The 17,293-nt window shown below is 62.8% G+C and carries 19 protein-coding genes and 3 tRNA genes; 9 read left to right on the top strand and 13 right to left on the bottom strand.

Annotated features, from left to right (window positions below; translation table 11 throughout):
• Positions 1 to 44: 44 nt before the first annotated feature.
• Together BLT92_RS03155 and BLT92_RS03160 are read right to left on the bottom strand one after the other, a co-directional pair.
• The gene (locus BLT92_RS03155; RefSeq protein WP_092103127.1) at positions 45 to 764 is read right to left on the bottom strand and encodes a sirohydrochlorin chelatase; all 720 of its coding nucleotides are present in this window, start codon (positions 762 to 764) and stop codon (positions 45 to 47) included.
• Positions 765 to 1,640: an aldo/keto reductase gene (locus BLT92_RS03160; protein WP_197679660.1), complete on the bottom strand. Its 876-nt coding sequence runs from the start codon at positions 1,638 to 1,640 to the stop codon at positions 765 to 767.
• Between the two features lie 154 nt (positions 1,641 to 1,794).
• Between BLT92_RS03160 and BLT92_RS03165 the strand changes: the two genes are divergently transcribed.
• Positions 1,795 to 2,382 (top strand): hypothetical protein, encoded by a 588-nt coding sequence (locus tag BLT92_RS03165; protein ID WP_092108721.1) that lies wholly within the window; start codon positions 1,795 to 1,797, stop codon positions 2,380 to 2,382.
• Here the strand turns inward: BLT92_RS03165 and BLT92_RS03170 are convergent.
• On the bottom strand, positions 2,379 to 3,323 hold the full coding sequence (locus tag BLT92_RS03170) for a squalene cyclase (RefSeq protein ID WP_092103130.1): 945 nt from the start codon (positions 3,321 to 3,323) through the stop codon (positions 2,379 to 2,381). The two genes, BLT92_RS03165 and BLT92_RS03170, sit on opposite strands and share 4 nt — an antisense overlap.
• Positions 3,324 to 3,420: 97 nt before the next feature.
• Between BLT92_RS03170 and BLT92_RS03175 the strand changes: the two genes are divergently transcribed.
• On the top strand, positions 3,421 to 3,672 hold the full coding sequence (locus BLT92_RS03175) for a hypothetical protein (RefSeq protein ID WP_092103132.1): 252 nt from the start codon (positions 3,421 to 3,423) through the stop codon (positions 3,670 to 3,672).
• 54 nt (positions 3,673 to 3,726) lie between these two features.
• Here BLT92_RS03175 and BLT92_RS03180 read toward each other — a convergent pair.
• From BLT92_RS03180 to BLT92_RS03190, 3 genes are all read right to left on the bottom strand, one after another.
• Positions 3,727 to 3,800: transfer RNA gene (locus BLT92_RS03180), tRNA-Met, on the bottom strand.
• A 27-nt stretch (positions 3,801 to 3,827) separates the two neighbouring features.
• Positions 3,828 to 3,900: transfer RNA gene (locus BLT92_RS03185), tRNA-Thr, on the bottom strand.
• A gap of 78 nt (positions 3,901 to 3,978) precedes the next feature.
• Complete coding sequence (locus BLT92_RS03190; RefSeq protein ID WP_092103134.1) at positions 3,979 to 4,779, bottom strand: glycerophosphodiester phosphodiesterase; 801 nt, start codon at positions 4,777 to 4,779, stop codon at positions 3,979 to 3,981.
• Between the two features lie 249 nt (positions 4,780 to 5,028).
• On the opposite strand from BLT92_RS03190, the gene BLT92_RS03195 reads away from it, so the two are divergent.
• Both BLT92_RS03195 and BLT92_RS03200 read left to right on the top strand, forming a co-directional pair.
• Entirely contained in the window at positions 5,029 to 6,201 is a 1,173-nt protein-coding gene (locus BLT92_RS03195) for a hypothetical protein (protein ID WP_092103136.1), read from the top strand.
• Positions 6,198 to 7,403, top strand: a complete 1,206-nt coding sequence (locus BLT92_RS03200) for a M20 metallopeptidase family protein (protein ID WP_092103138.1) — start codon at positions 6,198 to 6,200, stop codon at positions 7,401 to 7,403. Before BLT92_RS03195 ends, BLT92_RS03200 begins: the two co-directional genes overlap by 4 nt.
• Here BLT92_RS03200 and BLT92_RS03205 read toward each other — a convergent pair.
• Both BLT92_RS03205 and BLT92_RS03210 read right to left on the bottom strand, forming a co-directional pair.
• Positions 7,400 to 7,903: a DnaJ family domain-containing protein gene (locus tag BLT92_RS03205; protein WP_172802545.1), complete on the bottom strand. Its 504-nt coding sequence runs from the start codon at positions 7,901 to 7,903 to the stop codon at positions 7,400 to 7,402. The two genes, BLT92_RS03200 and BLT92_RS03205, sit on opposite strands and share 4 nt — an antisense overlap.
• Positions 7,904 to 8,026: 123 nt before the next feature.
• Positions 8,027 to 8,108, bottom strand: a tRNA-Tyr gene (locus tag BLT92_RS03210).
• Between the two features lie 145 nt (positions 8,109 to 8,253).
• Between BLT92_RS03210 and BLT92_RS03215 the strand changes: the two genes are divergently transcribed.
• Positions 8,254 to 8,745: a YajQ family cyclic di-GMP-binding protein gene (locus tag BLT92_RS03215; RefSeq protein ID WP_157691309.1), complete on the top strand. Its 492-nt coding sequence runs from the start codon at positions 8,254 to 8,256 to the stop codon at positions 8,743 to 8,745.
• Between the two features lie 74 nt (positions 8,746 to 8,819).
• Here the strand turns inward: BLT92_RS03215 and BLT92_RS03220 are convergent, their stop codons facing one another.
• From BLT92_RS03220 to BLT92_RS03230, 3 genes are all read right to left on the bottom strand, one after another.
• Entirely contained in the window at positions 8,820 to 9,431 is a 612-nt protein-coding gene (locus tag BLT92_RS03220; RefSeq protein WP_092103142.1) for a TetR/AcrR family transcriptional regulator, read from the bottom strand.
• A 71-nt stretch (positions 9,432 to 9,502) separates the two neighbouring features.
• Entirely contained in the window at positions 9,503 to 10,417 is a 915-nt protein-coding gene (locus tag BLT92_RS03225) for a GTP pyrophosphokinase (RefSeq protein ID WP_092103144.1), read from the bottom strand.
• A 99-nt stretch (positions 10,418 to 10,516) separates the two neighbouring features.
• Positions 10,517 to 11,935, bottom strand: a complete 1,419-nt coding sequence (locus BLT92_RS03230) for an FAD-dependent oxidoreductase (RefSeq protein ID WP_092103146.1) — start codon at positions 11,933 to 11,935, stop codon at positions 10,517 to 10,519.
• Positions 11,936 to 12,074: 139 nt separating this feature from the next.
• On the opposite strand from BLT92_RS03230, the gene rarD reads away from it, so the two are divergent.
• The 4 genes from rarD to BLT92_RS03250 all read left to right on the top strand — a co-directional run bounded on the left by rarD (position 12,075) and on the right by BLT92_RS03250 (position 15,161).
• Positions 12,075 to 12,989 carry an EamA family transporter RarD gene (gene rarD, locus BLT92_RS03235; protein ID WP_092103148.1) on the top strand — a complete coding sequence of 305 codons (915 nt, stop codon included), beginning with the start codon at positions 12,075 to 12,077 and terminating at the stop codon, positions 12,987 to 12,989.
• 118 nt (positions 12,990 to 13,107) lie between these two features.
• Positions 13,108 to 13,509, top strand: coding sequence for a GntR family transcriptional regulator (locus BLT92_RS03240; RefSeq protein WP_172802546.1), 402 nt, complete (start codon positions 13,108 to 13,110; stop codon positions 13,507 to 13,509).
• Between the two features lie 3 nt (positions 13,510 to 13,512).
• Positions 13,513 to 14,421, top strand: coding sequence for an ABC transporter ATP-binding protein (locus tag BLT92_RS03245; RefSeq protein ID WP_092103150.1), 909 nt, complete (start codon positions 13,513 to 13,515; stop codon positions 14,419 to 14,421).
• Positions 14,418 to 15,161 carry a hypothetical protein gene (locus tag BLT92_RS03250; RefSeq protein ID WP_092103152.1) on the top strand — a complete coding sequence of 248 codons (744 nt, stop codon included), beginning with the start codon at positions 14,418 to 14,420 and terminating at the stop codon, positions 15,159 to 15,161. Before BLT92_RS03245 ends, BLT92_RS03250 begins: the two co-directional genes overlap by 4 nt.
• A 9-nt stretch (positions 15,162 to 15,170) precedes the next feature.
• Here the strand turns inward: BLT92_RS03250 and BLT92_RS03255 are convergent, their stop codons facing one another.
• Entirely contained in the window at positions 15,171 to 16,232 is a 1,062-nt protein-coding gene (locus tag BLT92_RS03255; protein WP_231938989.1) for a permease, read from the bottom strand.
• Between the two features lie 14 nt (positions 16,233 to 16,246).
• Positions 16,247 to 17,257, bottom strand: a complete 1,011-nt coding sequence (locus BLT92_RS03260) for a polyprenyl synthetase family protein (protein WP_092108725.1) — start codon at positions 17,255 to 17,257, stop codon at positions 16,247 to 16,249.
• Between the last annotated feature and the right edge of the window lie 36 nt (positions 17,258 to 17,293).

Here is a 17,293-nt window from a genome sequence, read left to right on the forward strand (position 1 = left end):
CAATTCGCACTGCGACGATCCGAGCCGACAAGGACGGTGCCGAGTCAGAGAGCTGAGATGATGCGGTCGCGAACGATGTCGACCAACAATGACGGGGTTTTCGCACTCTTGTAGAGCAGCGGCGGGGCGAGGGCATCAGGCGAATCTGCAACGATCGTCTCGGTCAGATCCTGGAAGAATCCCGGCGCCAGGAGATAGCTTGAGAGCACTGCTCGAACCCCGGCCCGGCGCTTCTGCTCAACAATATCTCGGAGTCGGTCTCCGCCGCCGGCATGGAAGCCCACGGAGACGGGCCGCGAGAGCTCTTCGGCCAGAGATGCGGCCATGTCCTGACAGGCCGCGTTCGCCCTGTCATCACTCGACCCGGCGGCCGCGAGCACCACGTGGTCACTCTCGTCGAGGCGAGGAAGGCGTTCGGCCAGGATCCGTGCCAGGCGCGGGTCCGGACCCAGAGTCGCGGCCAGGCGAATATCGGCCCCCACTCCACCGCCCGCCTCACGGATGGCCTCGACCAGGTCGACGTGGACGTGATAGCCGGGTGAGAGCAGGAGCGGCACGAGGATGACCGGTCTCTCGCGCACAAGGGCAGAGAGCACCTCGGCGACGTCGGGGTGCTGCACATCCACGTGACCGAGCATGACCTCGTCGGCCAGCCCGCGGGCGCGCAGATCCTCGGTGACAGCTTGGGCGAGCGCCTCGATGACCGCACTCCCCTCTGCCGACGACGTACCGTGGGAGATGAGGCCGATCGCAGGCTGCGGCATTCAGATCACCTCCAGCGGCGTCGGCGCAGTCGGTGCGGGGAAGGCCGAGTCGATGTCGGCGAAATCCCGGCTCGTGAGATCGAGTTCAGCGGCTTCGGCATTCGCGCGCACATGCTCGGGTGTGGATGCCTTCGGAATCGCGATGACGTCACCGGACCGGATCGCCCAGGCCAACAGGATCTGGGCTGTGGTGGCCTCGTGACGGTCGGCCACCTCGGCGAGGGTGGGATCGTCGAGCAGTCGCCCCTGCTCGACGGGCGAATACGCCATCGTCGTGATGTGCGGCCGACTGCTGCGATGATTGGGGAGGAGGTCGAATTCCGGGCCGCGCCGGGAAGGATTGAGCAGGATCTGGTTGACCAGGGGCGCGGAGGACAGCGCCCCGATCTCTGCCGGGTCGAAGTTGCTCACGCCCCAGGCTCCGATGAGTCCCCGGTCGCGAAGTCGGTCGAAGGCGGCAATCGTGTCATCGACAGGATGCGCACCCGGCCAATGCAGAAGGTAGAGGTCGATGCGCTCGGTGCCGAGGACGGCCAGCGACCGTTCGCAGGCTTCGATGGTTCCGGACTCCGAGGCGTTCGTGGGCAGCACCTTGTCGACGAGGAAGACCTCATCACGCACCGACGCGATCGCCTCCCCCACGAGGCTCTCGGAGCGCCCGGATCCGTACATCTCGGCGGTGTCGACGAGAGTCATGCCCAGCTCGATGCCCTCTCGCAATGAGGCGATCTCGGTCTTTCGCCGCTCGGGTTCATCGCCGATGTGCCAGGTGCCCTGGCCCAGGAGCGGAAGAGTTGTGCCATCGGCCAGCGTCGTCGTGGGGATCATCCGGTCATCGTAGTCGAGGCGCGGCCGCTGCTGAACCCGCGGCGTCATGTGGCTGGATCGACACATGTGTCTCCGGATGTGAACAGCCGGAGTCCTTTGTCGGGGGAGATGTGATGGCAGAATCGACTGTGCACGAACGACGCCCGTGATCACCATGTGATCCGCCACAGGGCACCACCGACCTTCTACGAGGAGTATGACGATGAACCCGATGCCCCAGGCAGCCTTCTCGCCCCGCACGATCACCGCCGCGGCGGGTGTCGCCCTCGCTCTGGCCCTCACCGGCTGCGGCGGCCAGGGAACGGACGACCCACCGGAGAAGACCGACGAGGCCGCCCAAACAGAGGAGTCCGGCGATTCCGGGGGCATGCAGGGCACGGCCGCGCCGAGCGAGTCCGCGGGTGCGCCGGCGGCCGACCCGAGCGAGTCGGCTGAGTCCGAACCCAGCGAGTCCAAGCCAGAGGATCCCCACGCCGATGCTGCGAAGGCCACATCATGGGCCAGCGACAGCGGGATCAAAGTCGGCAAAGAAGGCGACGGGGTCATCCCCAAGGAATCCCTTGTGGCTGACCTCGACGATCTCTTCACGAACAAGTTCGATATGAAGGTCAAGAAGGTCAAATGCCGTGACGATATGAAGGTCATCGATTGGTGGGGGCTGACAAGCTGCGAGGTCCACACGAAGGAGAAGACCTACTTCGGGTCGATGACACTCGTCGATCACAAGGACAATATGATCAAGTACGAGGTCAAGTTCCCCGGAATCGACAAGAGCGAAGTCGACTTCTAGAGGCTGTCCCACCAGTTCAGGACTCGCAGAGCCTGAAAGGTCACCCACTTCGATGGCTGACCGCTCGGTGCATCGACGTGGAACCACACGTCACCGTCGAGCCTGTGCCCCTGGAGCCAGGTTCCGTCCGCCTGACGCTGGGATCTGATGTTCTCCATCACCTCGGCCATCCGCGGGTCCGCTCGAGTTCCATCGGCCGCGGCCGCCGCTCGGAAGTAGTCGGCGGCCGCCAGCACGTGGTAGTACGCTCGCCGAGGATGGGCGAGGCTGAATACGCGAGAGTAGAATGGCTGCCCGGTCGAGCGGCGCCGAAACAGATCGCGCTCGAGCAGGTATTCCTCTCCCCCGGCACGAGCCTCAGCGACCCGAGCAGCATCACCGGTGCACAGCTGATAGTCGAGAAGCCCGATCAGGGTGTTCAGCGTTGAGTGGAACGACGAGACGAATGAACCCTCGACGCATTCGCAGTTCCATCCCCCGTCGTCGAGCTGGTGCTTGAGGAACCAGTCCACGATCGCGTCGACGTCGGCTCCCAACCACAGTCCGTTCGACAGAGTCATCGCATTGATGCAGCAGTCGACCTCTCCGCCCCAGTAGGGCAGATCTTCGTACTCCCAACGCACTGTGGAGAGCTTCTCGGCCGTTCCCTCCGGCACCGAGGCGTCGACTCCCCATTCGCGCAGTTGGTTGAGCGCCCATGTCGTGGCCGTCCACGGCTGCGGGCGCTCATCGTCGAAGCTGAAGTCTGCTGGGAAGTAGGCCCCACCGGCCCATTGCCCGTCGGGATCCTGATGGCGCAGCAGTGAGCCGCCGAAGCCTTCGCCGCTGACCCGATTTCGGGTCTCCCGCCAGGAGTCGGCGCCGAGGAGGTCACGTTCGACCTGCCAGCGCAGAGCAGGGTCGGAGTCCAGGAGCCAGTTGCCGAGACGAGTGTCGATCATCGTTGATTCCCCAGTTGGGCAAGAGTTTGCACCGAGTCTATATCCGATTCATCTTCCCGCATCTGTTGCGGCTCGAACGCATGTAACCTTGCTTTTAATGAAGCAGACGAGAACGCCCAGACAGCGCAACTTACGAGAATCCATCATCGTGATGGTCCTCGTCCTGTGCGTCCATGTCTGCTTCAAACTGCTCGGCTGGGGTTCACAGGACCTGTCATGGTCGCAGGTCATCCTGGTCGCACCCGTATCCGCTGCCATCTACTGGGCGCTGAGCAGTTCATTTCGGAAGTTCGTCGAGGAGGACGTGGCTCCGAGGCCGACACCCCGAAACCGCCGAAGTCAGCCGTAAGTCGTGAATCGCAAAGAACCCCCACCCGATGGATGGAGGCTCTTCGGAAGTGAGTAGCGGGAGGGGGACTCGATCCCCCGACCTCACGATTATGAGTCGTGCGCTCTAACCAGCTGAGCTACCCCGCCCCAGCGCCGCATTTTAAGCGGCACGAGAGCCCCGAAAGGGATTCGAACCCTTGACCTTCTCCTTACCATGGAGATGCTCTACCGACTGAGCTATCGGGGCAACAGGTAAGAATTTACACGGGTTCGCGCAACGAGGGCAAATCGGGGTTCAGTGACGTCTCTCACAGCTCGTCGACGTTCACTTCACCGGGTCGAATCGACCTGCCAGGAACCCCTGTAGACGACCGGGCTGGTTGGTGATGATGCCATCAACCTCGGCGTCGAGGAGCTCGCGCCATTCGTCCATGGAATCGGCCGTCCAGACGAAGACGCCCAGGTCGTTGTCACGAATCTCAGTGACGATGGATCTGCGCATGGAGAAGCCCTTGAACGAGGGATTGATCGCGACCGCGCCCAGCGCCCGCGCGACCTCGATGTCCTCCGGGCGTGGGACCATGCGCAGAAGGAACCGTGAGACCATCGGCAACATGTCTCTGCAGGCAGCCAGCGTCTCGGTGTTGAATGACTGCACGACCATCCTGTCAGCGGTGCCCGTTCCCACGACGAGCTCGGAGATCTGAGCCACCGCACCGGAGGACCACTCCCCCTTGAGCTCGAGCAGGAGTTCACCGCCTCGGTGCTGGATGTCTCGCATCACAGCCGCCAGCGTGGGAATCCGCACACCGGTGAATCCCGGCCCCATCCAGGATCCCGCGTCGACGAAGGAGAGCTCTTCGGCCGTCAGATTGACCACCGGGCCCTTCCTGTTCGTGGTCCGATCGAGGTCCGGGTCATGGAGGATGATCGGAACCCCATCGGCACTCGTCGAGGTGTCGACTTCGATGAAGTCGACGTCGAGAGCACGGGCGGCGTCCACCGCGGCGAGGCTGTTCTCCGGCGCCACAGCGGAATAGCCGCGGTGAGCAATCACCAAGGGGCGCTTCGACGAACCGGGCCGCTCGGGGATGCCTCGTTCGTGCAGGAACTGCAGAAAACTCATACGCCCAGACTATGCCCTGCCTCGGCCCTCGCCTCAATCCGAACGCATTCCGTCTCCGCGCTGAGCACCGCACACGGAACAGTGATCCTTGCCCTGAAGTCTCTTCAATATCTTGAATGCTGAGAAAGGCATAAGCACGATCTGAAAACAGGCAATAACGTATTCTCTGTGAGGCACCTCATATCGTCGCCGTCGAGGGTATGACTGACGACCTCACCCACAGTGCACACCACCGTTGAAAGGATCGCTATGGAAGGCATCTATGCTGCCGCGATCGTGCTCGGCTTCATCGCCCTCGGCGAATTGGTCTCGATCTGGTCCAAGGCCCGGATCCCCAGCCTGCTCGTGGCGATGCTCAGCATCTTCATCTTCGCGAAGATCGGCATCGTCCCGGACACCATCATCGATGACTCGATGCTCGCCCAGGTCTATACCATCCTCGTCGCACCGCTGCTCTTCCACATGGGTACGCTCATTCCGCTGCGGGTGATGCTCAAGCAGTGGCGCTCGGTCGTCATCGCGCTGGCCGGAATGGCTGTCGCCGTCGGACTCATCTTCCTCATCATCGCACCCATCTTCGGGTTCGAGGCATCGGTCGCAGGTGCAGGACCCCTGGCCGGCGGCATCGTCGCCACCAGCCTCACGACCGAGGGTCTGACCGCCAGCGGGGCGGCCTCGGCGATCATCGTCCTCCCGGCTCTCGTGCTCATGCTGCAGTCCCTGCCGTCGATGCCGCTGACGAACTACCTGCTCCGCCGCTACGCGAGAAAGCTGCGCGACAGCGGCGAACTCCACGAACTCGCCGCGGCCCACCACGCAGAGGAAGAGAACGCCGCGACGAAGAAGAAGCTGGTGACCCTGCCGGCCTTCCTCGTCGACAATCAACTGTTCATGCTCTTCCTCATCCTCGTCGGCGGTTCGATCGCGACGCTGCTGGCCGTCCCGACACACATCCCGTCCTCGATCCTCGCCCTCATCCTCGGCATCGCCGCCACTGCGATCGGCCTGTCCCCGGACAAGGCGATGGAACGGTCGAACTCCTTCGGCATCGCCATGTCCGGCGTGATCGCGATCGTCATGGCCCCGCTGGTCACGGCCTCGGTCCAGGACGTCATCAACGCGTTCCTGCCCACCATCTCGATTCTCATCATCGGCATCATCGGCATCCTCGGCGGTGGTTACATCGCCACGAAGCTGCTGCGGTGGAAGGCTCCACTGGGCATGTCTGTGGCCCTGACCGCGATGTACGGATTCCCCGCCGACTACCTGCTGACCAATGAGGTCGCTCGCTCCCTCGCCCGCGATGACGATGAGAAGGAAGCTCTCCTCAACGTCATGCTGCCGCCGATGCTCGTCGGCGGCTTCACCTCGGTCAGCTCCGGCTCGGTCATCATCGCCAGCGTCCTGGTCGGAATTCTGTGAGCACGCTCCTGAGCGAAGCGAGTGCCCTCCTGCCGCAGCTGCAGGACCTGCGCCGCCGACTGCACGCCCGCCCCGAGATCGGCCTCGACCTCCCGCACACGCAGGCCGAGGTTCTCAGTGCACTCGAGGGCCTCGACCTGGAGGTGAGCACGGGAGCCGGGACCACCTCGGTGGTGGCGGTCCTCCGGGGCACACATCCGGACAGATCTGCAGATGCTCCTGCCGTCCTCCTGCGCGGGGACATGGACGCCCTGCCCATCGAAGAACTCACCGACGAGCCGTTCAAGTCGACGAACGGGAACATGCATGCCTGTGGCCACGACCTGCACACCGCTGGTCTCGTCGGTGCCGCAAAGCTGCTGCACGCGCATCGGGAGTCACTCGCCGGTGATGTCGTCTTCATGTTCCAGCCCGGCGAGGAGGGCTGGAACGGGGCCTCGGTGATGATCGACGAAGACGTGCTCGACGCGGCAGGCTCCCGGGCGATCGCCGCCTTCGGCGCTCACGTCCATATGGGAGACCGGGGCATCGTGTCGACGAAGCCCGGGACTCTGCAGGCAGGTTCCAACGTCCTCCGCATCACCCTCCACGGACGCGGGGGCCACGGGTCCCAGCCGCAGTCGGCAGTCGACCCGGTCCCGGCCCTGGCCGAACTCGTCACCGCCCTGCAGAACATGATCAGCCGTCGTATCAACGCCTTCGACCCGATTGCCTTGTCTGTGACACAGCTGAAGGCAGGTGAAGCGGTCAACGTCATCCCCGCCTCGGCGAGCCTCGGTGCCACCGTGCGCACGCTGTCACAGGAGTCATTGGACATCGTGCGCACCCAATCGACGCAGCTGGCCAGGGGCATCGCCGAAGCCCACGGGTGCACCGCCGAGGTGGACTTCGAGGTGCAGTATCCCGTGACGGTCAACGACGAGACCGAGACTGCATGGACCATTGACCAGGTCGGCGGTCTGCTGGGCGAGGACCGGGTGGTGGTCGCGGACCAGCCGATCATGCCCAGCGAGGATTTCTCCTTCGTCCTGCAGGAGGTTCCGGGCACCTACATGATGCTCGGCGCCAAACGCACGGACGTGCCCGAGGAGAAACAGGGCGACAACCACTCCCCCTTCGTCATATTCGATGACACCGTGCTGGGAGATCAGGCCGCGCTGCTGGCGCACCTGGCCCTCGAACGGCTGCGCGCAGAGGTCTAGCTCCGCTTCCTCTGCCACCACCGCCGAGGCGGTCTACCCGGACCTTCCGTCGGGGCCGTGGACGGGTTCGTCGTTTCGCGACGAGCGATCCGACGCTCGCGCCAGGCGGCGACCTCGTCCTCGATCTTCCGCGGCGGGGTGAAAACGGGCGGGCCCTCACGCAGGTCCATGACCGCGTCGCGGACTCGACTGTTGAACCCGGCAAGATAGTCGCGGACCTCGGTCTCCTTCGAGAATGCATCGAGGGTGTCCTCGAGGATAGCGTTCTCCTTGCGCAGCTGAAACGCGGCGGGAGCGACGCCGCTGATGCCCTCACCATCCATCTTCGCTTTGATCCACCAGTCGGGATCCTCGGAGTTGTGGAGACCGGTCAGGGGTTTGCCCAGGCCGGGGAGATCATCGAAGTCGCCGCGTCTGATGGCGGCTTCGAGTGCGGATTCGACGATCGCATTGCGATCCTCGAGTGAGTTCATGCGGCGAGGAGCGTCTTCCTCATTCATCGGGGTGCCTCCGTTGCACTGTCCTGCGCACTTTTCTACACGCTGGCGCGGATCCGCGCAATGGAGGTGAATGTGAAGAAGCCCTGTGATCAGGTGATGATCACAGGGCTTCTCCCGTCTGCGTGGCAGATGAAGGATTCGAACCTTCGAAGGCAATGCCGGCTGATTTACAGTCAGCTCCCTTTGGCCGCTCGGGCAATCTGCCGCAGTGTGCGCTCGATGAGCACGTGAAAATACTACAAGCACCCACCCGGTTTCACCAACTCGATAGACCCAGGTCACAATTGCGGGACTCGACTAGACTCTGTGACCAGATAGTCGTCCGTCCTCTCACCACAAAAGGAGCATTCATGGCCAGCGAATCCTCATTCGACGTCGTCAGCAAGGTCGACCGGCAGGAAGCCGACAACGCACTCAATCAGGCGGCCAAGGAGATCAACTCCCGCTACGACTTCCGCGGCACCGACGCCTCGATCGCCTGGACCGGAGAGGCCATCCAGATGAAGGCCGTCAGCGAGGACCGCGTCAAGGCGATCCTCGACGTATTCCAGTCCAAACTGGTCAAGCGCGGCATCTCCCTGAAGTCGCTCGAGGACGGCGAGCCCTACCCTTCGGGCAAAGAGCACCGCATCGATGCCACCCTCAAGGAAGGCATCGACAAGGATAACGCGAAGAAGATCTCAAAGTTCATCCGCGACGAGGGCCCCAAGGGCGTCAAGTCCCAGATCCAGGGCGACGAGCTGCGCGTGAGCTCGAAGAAGCGCGATGACCTCCAGGAAGTCATCGCGCTGCTCAAGGGCAAGGATCTCGAGCTCGACCTGCAGTTCATCAACTACCGCTGAGTCACCGCTGCGACTCGAACCGAGCCTCACGCCGGCGCTCGGGCCGAGGCGAGGCAGGCCCTGGCCCATCGGGCTCACCGCGTGTACGTCGACCACATCGCTCTCTGCGAGAAGTCGGCGATGCGCAGCAGTTCATCACGCCCGACACCGCGGTTCGATTGAGCGGACACGCCCTGCCAGATCGTCTGCACGAAACCGGTGACGACCTCGGCGTCGGTTCCGCCCAGGATCTCGCCCTCATCGATCGCTCGGCGGATCCGGGCCCGGAGAAGGCGCTCGTTGCGTATCAGCATGGCCAATATGTCCCCGCGCGCCTTCCGCGTCGCGGGGCCCTCGGCCATCACTGCGCTGGTAATGAGACAACCGGGATGCGAGTCGGCGGGCTGAGTGATTTCGATGATCGATTCTCTCAGCAGCACATCGATGGCAATTCTGATGGACTGCGCCGCCAGCGCCTTCTCACAGATGATCGTGTACCGCCGGGCGTAGAAAGAAACAGCCTCCTCGAACAGCCCCGCCTTGCTGCCGAAGGCCGAATACAGACTCGATGTCGAGACGCCGATCGCCGAGGTCAGATCTCTGGTCGAGGTTCCGCTGTAGCCGCGACGCCAGAACAGTCGTGCGGCCGCGAGCACGGCCGCGTCCCGATCGAATTCGGGAGGTCGCCCACGGGTGTTCACGTCCATTCTCCGATTATAGATCAGCTGCTCCACAATGAGATCTGGAGCAGACGATCCACAATATGCCCCGGGCCCGTTCAGGCCAGCGCCACCGGGATGTAGTAGAGACCCTTCGAGTCCTCTTCGACGGTGGCGCGCAGGCGGTCATCAACACTGACGAAGTCGTTGACCTTGATCGTGCCCTTGGAATCACTGAGCTTGCGAACGGCAAAGGCAGGAATGAGACCCTGACGCCCGTGCCCGTCGACGGCCAGAGCGTACTTCGGACCTGTGGCCCTCACCTTGACCTCGATGGTGTCATCGGTGCCGGTGAGCACATCGGTGTCCAGATCGGGATTCGTCAGGGCAGAGAGCTCGACTGCGAGGGTATCGGCCATATCATCGACCGTTGCGAGCATGTTGGCCATGGCGCGGGCGAACTCACCATGCAGCTCACTGGGCTTCATCGCCGCCCCCGGTTTGTACATGTCTTCATGGGTCAGCTCACCCCAGGCGTCCTGGAGTCTGGTCTTGACCTGGATCTCCGCGAAGACCGGGTCACCCTGATCGGAGGGAATCTGCAGTGTCACGTGGCAGGCCCGGTAACCGCTGGGCTTGGGCGGATCGACGTAGTTCTTCTGCTCGATGAGGACGAAGGCACCGAGCTGCTGCGGATCCCTGAGAGAGTCAAACATCATCGTCTGATCGCGCGGCGATTTGCACAGCACCTTGACTCCGACGATGTCGCGGATGTGATCCTCCACGTCGCGAGGAGTCGAAATCCGCAGCTCCGGATCGTCGGCCGACTTCTCGACGAGCTTCGCCAAGGTGCGGGCCGGGTCCTTGATGCGATGCCCATCGACGTCCAGGCGGGAGATATCCTTGTCCTTGAGAAGCCCCTTCTGCTGCTCCTTGAGCCAGTGCTTGATCCGCACGGCGGCGGATTCCCAGGCGTCGCGCCGTTGCGCATAAGCCTGCGAGACCACTTCTCTCATTGCCGAATCCGGGCTCACCGTACCTCCTCTGCCGCAGGGCTCATCACTGCACCCATCAAACCACGAGCGCGCCACCGATGCGGTGACGCGCTCGCAGATTTCAGCGTTGAGTTGAGGTCAGTGACCCGATGCGGGCTGGCCGACCGCTTCCGCCTGGAGGTGACTGCGGGCCTCGGCGAGCATCCCCTCGCGCGTCGCGATCTTCACACGCTCACGCCCTTCGGCTTCACCCAGAGCCTTCTCGGCTGTCTCGACGCGGTGGTAGCCCTCCCAATCGACGTAGTCGACACCCTTGGACTCGAACAGCTCAACGATCGCACTGTCATCCGGATATACCGGATCGGTCAGCACACCAGCGGCCCGGTCATCGAGGATGTGACCAATCGTCTCCAGGGCATCACCCTTGGTATGACCGATCAGACCGACAGGGCCGCGCTTGATCCAGCCAGTCGCATACACACCCTGGACCACATCAGCCTCGGCGGAGGCCTTCTGATCGTCTGCGTCGACGACCCGACCCTCGTGGTTCGGAATGACTCCTCTGCCCGAGTCGAACGGCAGCTGCGGCAACGCAGTGCCTGCATAGCCGATGGCCCGATACACGGCGCCGATGTCCCAATCATGGAAAGTACCGGTACCGACAACGCCACCAGAACCATCGAGTTCCATCCGTTCCGTGCGCAGCCCCGTGACCTTCTCCTCGCCGAGGATGGCGACCGGAGAATGGAGGAAGTGCAGGTGCAGACGACGCTTGGCTCCGACCGGCTCACGCATCGTGAAGTCGGTCAGTGTCTTCGCGACCTGCTTGGTCTGGTTGTTCGATTCGATCGCTTCCAACGACCCATCATCGAACTCATAGTCTTCGGGATAGACGATGATGTCGACGTCCTTGACATGGCCAAGTTCACGCAGCTCAAGAGGGGTGAACTTCGCCTGAGCAGGACCGCGCCGGCCGAAGACGTGTACGTCCGTGACCTTCGAGTCCTTCAACCCCTCGTAGACGTGATCGGGAATCTCAGTGGTGTGCATGTCATCGGCCTGCTTCGCCAGCACCCGAGCCACGTCGAGAGCCACATTTCCATTGCCGATGACGGCGACCTGCTCAGCATCCAGCGGCCATGTCTGTCCCACATCAGGATGCGAGTCGTACCAGTTGACGAAGTCCGCAGCACCATAGGAACCCGGCAGATCCACACCAGGAAGACTCAACGAAGCATCGATGAAGCAGCCGGTGGAGAAGATCACCGCATCATAACGGTCCGTCAGCTCCTCCAGATTGATATCAACGCCGTATTCTACATTGGAGAACAGGCGGATGTCTCCCCGATCGAGGACCTTGATCAAAGCGTTGATGATGCCCTTGATCCGCGGATGATCCGGAGCCACCCCGTAGCGGACCAACCCGAACGGAGTCGGCAGACGCTCGAAGAGATCAATGCTGATCTCGAAGTCACGCTCGGCCTTGGTCAGCAGATCGGCCGCATAGATCCCGGCAGGACCGGCACCCACTATGGCCACACGGAAGGGACGCGTCATTCTCACACCTCTCTAGTAAGTCATCTCCAATTGTATCGGCAATGAAGGACCTCCTAACAAACACGTGACGAAACTCGCATTCCCATCCCATCTGTCAGACCGGGGCGGAATCCGGCCGCGACATCATTAGACTCTGCATGTGAGCCCAGATCCGAGCCCAGACGAGAACGCCATCCGCAGATCCGGACTGGTCAACGGCCTCTCCGCCTACCTGCTGTGGGGTCTCATCCCGCTCCTGTTCGCGGCCGCCGCACCGACCGGAGCCCTCGAACTCGTGTCACATCGCGTCATCTGGTCACTGCTCTTCTGTGCCGTCCTCCTGATCTTCACCGGCGGCTTCCAACGCACGTGGCAGGTCGTCCGGTCCGGTCGCACATTCTGGCTGCTGGCCTTGGCCGCTATCCTCATCGCCATCAATTGGACGGCGTTCGTCTATGGGGTCGAGACTGGCCACCTCGTCGAGGTGTCACTGGGCTATTACCTCAACCCCCTGATCTCCATCGGCCTGGGTGTCATCTTCCTCGGTGAGAAGCTGCGCCCCCTGCAGTGGACTGCCGCCGGGTTCGGACTGATCGCCGTCATCATCGTCGGCGTCGGCCTCGGCCGCATGCCGTATCTCTCGTTCACGGTGGCCCTGTCCTTCGGACTCTACGGACTGGTGAAGAACAAGGTGGGCAATCGGGTCGGCGCCCTGGAGGGAATGACCGTCGAGTCCGCCGTGCTGGCCGTACCCAGCGCCATCTTCCTTCTCATCCTCGGAGCTCAGGGGCTGTCCACATTCACCGGATTCGGGGCCAGCCACGTCATCATCATCCTTGTCACCGGTCCGGCAACCGCGATTCCTCTGATCCTCTTCAGCGCGGCGGCCAGAAGGATCCCCTTGTCCTGGGTGGGCATGCTGCAGTACATCACTCCGACGATGCAGTTCATCACCGGCGTCTTCATTCTCGGAGAGATGATGTCGACAACCCGCTGGGTCGGCTTCTTCGTCATCTGGATCGCGGTGCTCCTTCTCTGCATCGACCTCGTCCGCCACAGTCGCCGCAAGCTGTAGCCGCTCCAGCTGCGCAAGCTGTAGCCGCCGGACCAGAACTCCTCACATGATCTCTTGACACGACTCTTGGTTCCATGGTTAGTTGGTTCAGTAACTAACCAACACACATGGAGCTGATGTGATCGACGAAGCCAAGCCACTGTTCGCACAGATCGCCGAGCAGGTCGAAGACTCGATCATCAACGGCACCCTGCCGGAGATGTCCCGAGCACCATCGACGAACGAGCTCTCAAGCTTCTACTCGATCAACCCCGCGACTGCGGCCAAGGGAGTCAACCAGCTCGTGGCCAAAGGTGTCCTCGAGAAACGACGCGGCATCGGAATGTTCGTGAAGGAAGGAGCCCGAACATTGCTCATCAACGAATACAGGACCGCCTTCTCCGACAACTTCATCGCACCACTCCTCTCCGAAGCGAACAGGCTCGGACTCGAGCGCGATGATGTCATCACACTCATTGCCGAACGCTCCCAGGAGATCGGCACCTCCCACACCCTCGACCCGACCGCTACGAAGGGATGAAAGATGACCTCCGTCATCGACGTACGCGATCTCACGAAGACGTACAAGCAGACCGCCGCTCTCGACCACGTCAGTCTCTCGATCGAAGAGGGCTCGATCCACGGCCTCCTCGGTCGCAACGGCGCAGGAAAGACCACACTGATGTCGATCCTCACCGCACAGAACTTCGCCACCAGCGGAGTTGTCGAAGTATTCGGCGAGCAGCCTTATGAAAACGCCCGGGTGCTCAATCGAATGTGCTTCGTCAGGGAGAGCCAGAAGTATCCCGACGATGCCAACGCCAAGCACGCCCTGTCCACAGCCCCGCTGTTCTTCCCACGATGGAATCAGGATCTCGCCGATCAGCTCATCAGCGACTTCCGCCTGCCGATGAAGACCCCTATCAAGAAGCTCTCACGCGGACAGCAGTCGGCCATCGGAGTCATCATCGGTCTGGCTTCGCGAGCTGAGATCACGTTCTTCGATGAGCCCTATCTCGGCTTCGACGCCGTCGCTCGGCAGATGTTCTACGACCATCTCATCGCCGATTACGCCGAACATCCGCGGACGATCATCCTGTCGAGCCATCTCATCAACGAGGTGGCCGACCTCATCGAGAATGTCATCGTCATCGACCAGGGTCGGATCATCATGGACGAGTCCACTGAGACAGCGCGAACACGTGCAGTCAACGTCGTCGGCGATGCCGACGCCATCGAACGCCTCGTGGCCGACCGCGAGGTCATTCACAGCGAATCCCTCGGCCGCGTGACATCGACAACGATCCTCGGTCAGCTGACTGACGCCGACCGTGAGTTCATTTCCGCAGCAAACCTCGACCTCACACCGGTCTCCCTTCAGCAACTCATCGTGCGCGCCACGCAGGAGGGCACGTCACTCAATGACACCGCAGTCAGGAGTCTGCAATCATGACCACCGCAGCCGAAACCTTCAGTCCTCAGCCCACCGGCCATTCGAGGAGTCGAACCCTCGGCGTCGTCAAGCTCCAATTCATGAACACCCAGACCTTCGTTTGGGTACCGGTCCTCGTTCTCGGCGGTGCCTGGCTGGCCACCCTGCTGATCTATTGGATCATCTCCGCCTCCGGGGTCGAGGGGCCGATGTTCAGCGGCGGGTCGCAGGCACCTCTGTGGTACTTCGCGGTGGTCGGTGCGCAGGCGATGAATCTGACTTACTACTTCTCTCAGGCGATGAGTCTCACGCGCCGCGAGTTCTACCTCGGTTCGCTGGCCGCTGCGGCGATCAGCGCCCTGGGAATCTCAACGGTCTTCGTACTCCTCGGGCTGTTAGAACGGGCCACCGATGGCTATGGCATCAACGGATACTTCGCCTATCTTCCTTGGATATGGGCCGAGGGCCCGTTCGCCGCGGGCCTGACCTACTTCGTCCTGACCATGCTCACATTCATCCTCGGCTTCTGGTTCGCCATCGTGAACAAACGTTTCGGGCCCCTCATCCTCACCACGGTGCTGATCTCCATTGCACTCCTCCTGCTCGGGGGTGCCGCGCTGGTGAGCCTCAACAGTGCCTGGTCGGACGTGTGGATGTGGTTCGTCGAGACCCAGAGCCTGGGACTCACGCTCTGGGCACTCGGAGTCTGCGCGGTCTTGTCCATCGGTTCGTACCTCACCCTGCGCCGGCTGACCTCCTGAACAGGAGCCTCAGCTGGCGAGCATGAGGACGACCCCGGAGAGTACCCCACCGATCGCCACGGCACTGCCCATCGCCGAGGTGGTGCGCCAGCCGAGTGACTTTCCGACCATGACCATGGACGGAATGCTCAGAGCCGGAAGCGCAATCAGCAGAGCTCCGGTGACGCCCGCACCCACTCCGACGCCGAGCAGCGCGATGATGATGGGGATCTCCCCGCCGGTGGGGATCACCAGGAGCGTGGCCACAACAGCGGCGATGAGCACCGCGATGGCACCCACCTGAGCTTCGAGCCCGTAGACACCCGACAACCAGGGACTGATGAGCCCGATGACGAAGACCAGGGCGAGGTGCTCGGGGACGAGGATGAGAGTGAATTTCGACAGCGACCGCAGGTAGCGCACGGGAAGCGCCGAAACCGTGATCGGTTCGGAGCTCGGCTCGGCGGCCACCTCGGCGCGGCCCTTGATCCAACGGCCGATGAGCGCGCTGGCCCCGACGGCGATGAGGACGCCCACGACCAGGCGGGTCAGTGCGTACTGCCAGGGCAGAACGAGCCCGAGGAAAATTAGAACAGCAGGGTTGAGGAGCGGATTGCCGACCCAGTAGGCCAAGGCGGCACTTCGCATGACGCCGGAACTGCGCAGGCCGGCAGCCACCGGAGCCGCGCAGCAGGTGCACATCATGGACGGCAGCGACAACGTCGCACCGACGAGCGACTGACTGGTGTGGGTCCGCCGATTCATCACTCGCAGCAACCAGTCGCGCGGCACCAAAGCATCGATGGCGGCAGCCACCACCAGCGCCACGAGCAGGGCCTTCCACACGGCGGTGAAGTACACGAGGGTGAAGTCCCAGGCTCCTGCCAGGGAGAACGTGTCCCCCGCCGCTTCGAAGAGCGGGCTGCCGTCCCAGACCGAGGTCTGGCTCAGCGTCCAGGCTTTGCCCCAATAGGGCATCCACTTCGACCAGCTCAGCCCCACCACAAGGAAGAGCACGAGGACGCCGAGTCCGACCCAGTCGACCGGAGTCAGACGTCGCCGGTCACCAGCATCGATCGACTGCGCCTGCACCGTATCCGAGATGGTCAGGCGCTGCGCGAGACCACGGAATCGGCGAACGTGAACAACGACTCCTTGACCAGGCCCTCGGGCAGCGGTGCCAGCGCTGCCTTCGCATCGTCGGCCCAGCGGACCGCCTCGGCGCGGGCGCGAGCCGTCACCGGGTGGGCAGCCAACGCTGCGCGAGCGGTCTCGAGTGAGTCATCGGAGCTCAGGTCGCCATCCAGCAGCTCAACCACCTCGGCGGCGACGACGTCACCGTCGGCTGCGGCCGCGCGGGCGTAGAGCACCGGAAGGGTGGGGACGCGTTCGCGCAGGTCGGTGCCCGGAGTCTTGCCCGACACCGACGAGGTGGTCGTCAGGTCGATGATGTCATCGGCGAGTTGGAAGGCAATGCCGACGCGTTCGCCGAAGATCCGCACGGGTTCCGCCAGGGCCTGATCCGCTTGTGAGAACATGACCCCGAACTGCGCCGAGGTGGCGATGAGGGATCCGGTCTTGTCCGCGAGCACCTGAATGTAGTGCTCGACCGCATCCGTGTCCTCCGGCGGGCCGGCGAATTCGTTGAGTTGACCGAGGACGAGACGTTCGAAGGTTTCGGCCTGGACCCGCACAGCCTCTGGACCCAGCTTCGCGGTGACGCCCGAAGCCTTTGAGAACAGGAGATCGCCGGTGAGGATGGCCACGGAATTGCCCCACACCTCGTGCGCGGCAGGTGCACCACGGCGCACGGGAGCATCGTCCATCACATCGTCGTGGTACAGGGAGGCCAGGTGGATGAGCTCCACGGCGACGGCCGCGTCGATGATCTCATCACGATCAGCCTCGCCGAGGCGTGCCGTGAGAAGCAGCAGATTGGGACGGGCACGTTTTCCACCGGCTGCGAGGAGATGCTTGGACGTGGTGTCCGGCAGTTTCCGTGTCTGCTCGGTCACCTCATAGAGCCTGCGCTCGACGGATTCCAACTGAGTAGAGATATCCGCCGCAAGCTGGGCATCGGCACCGATAAAAGTCGCCGGAGAGGCTAGGTGGCTCATGTCCTCGTCATTCATCGTAGTCAGTGTTGTAGTCGC

Source organism: Brevibacterium picturae (genome assembly GCF_900105045.1).
GTDB classification, from domain to species: domain Bacteria; phylum Actinomycetota; class Actinomycetes; order Actinomycetales; family Brevibacteriaceae; genus Brevibacterium; species Brevibacterium picturae.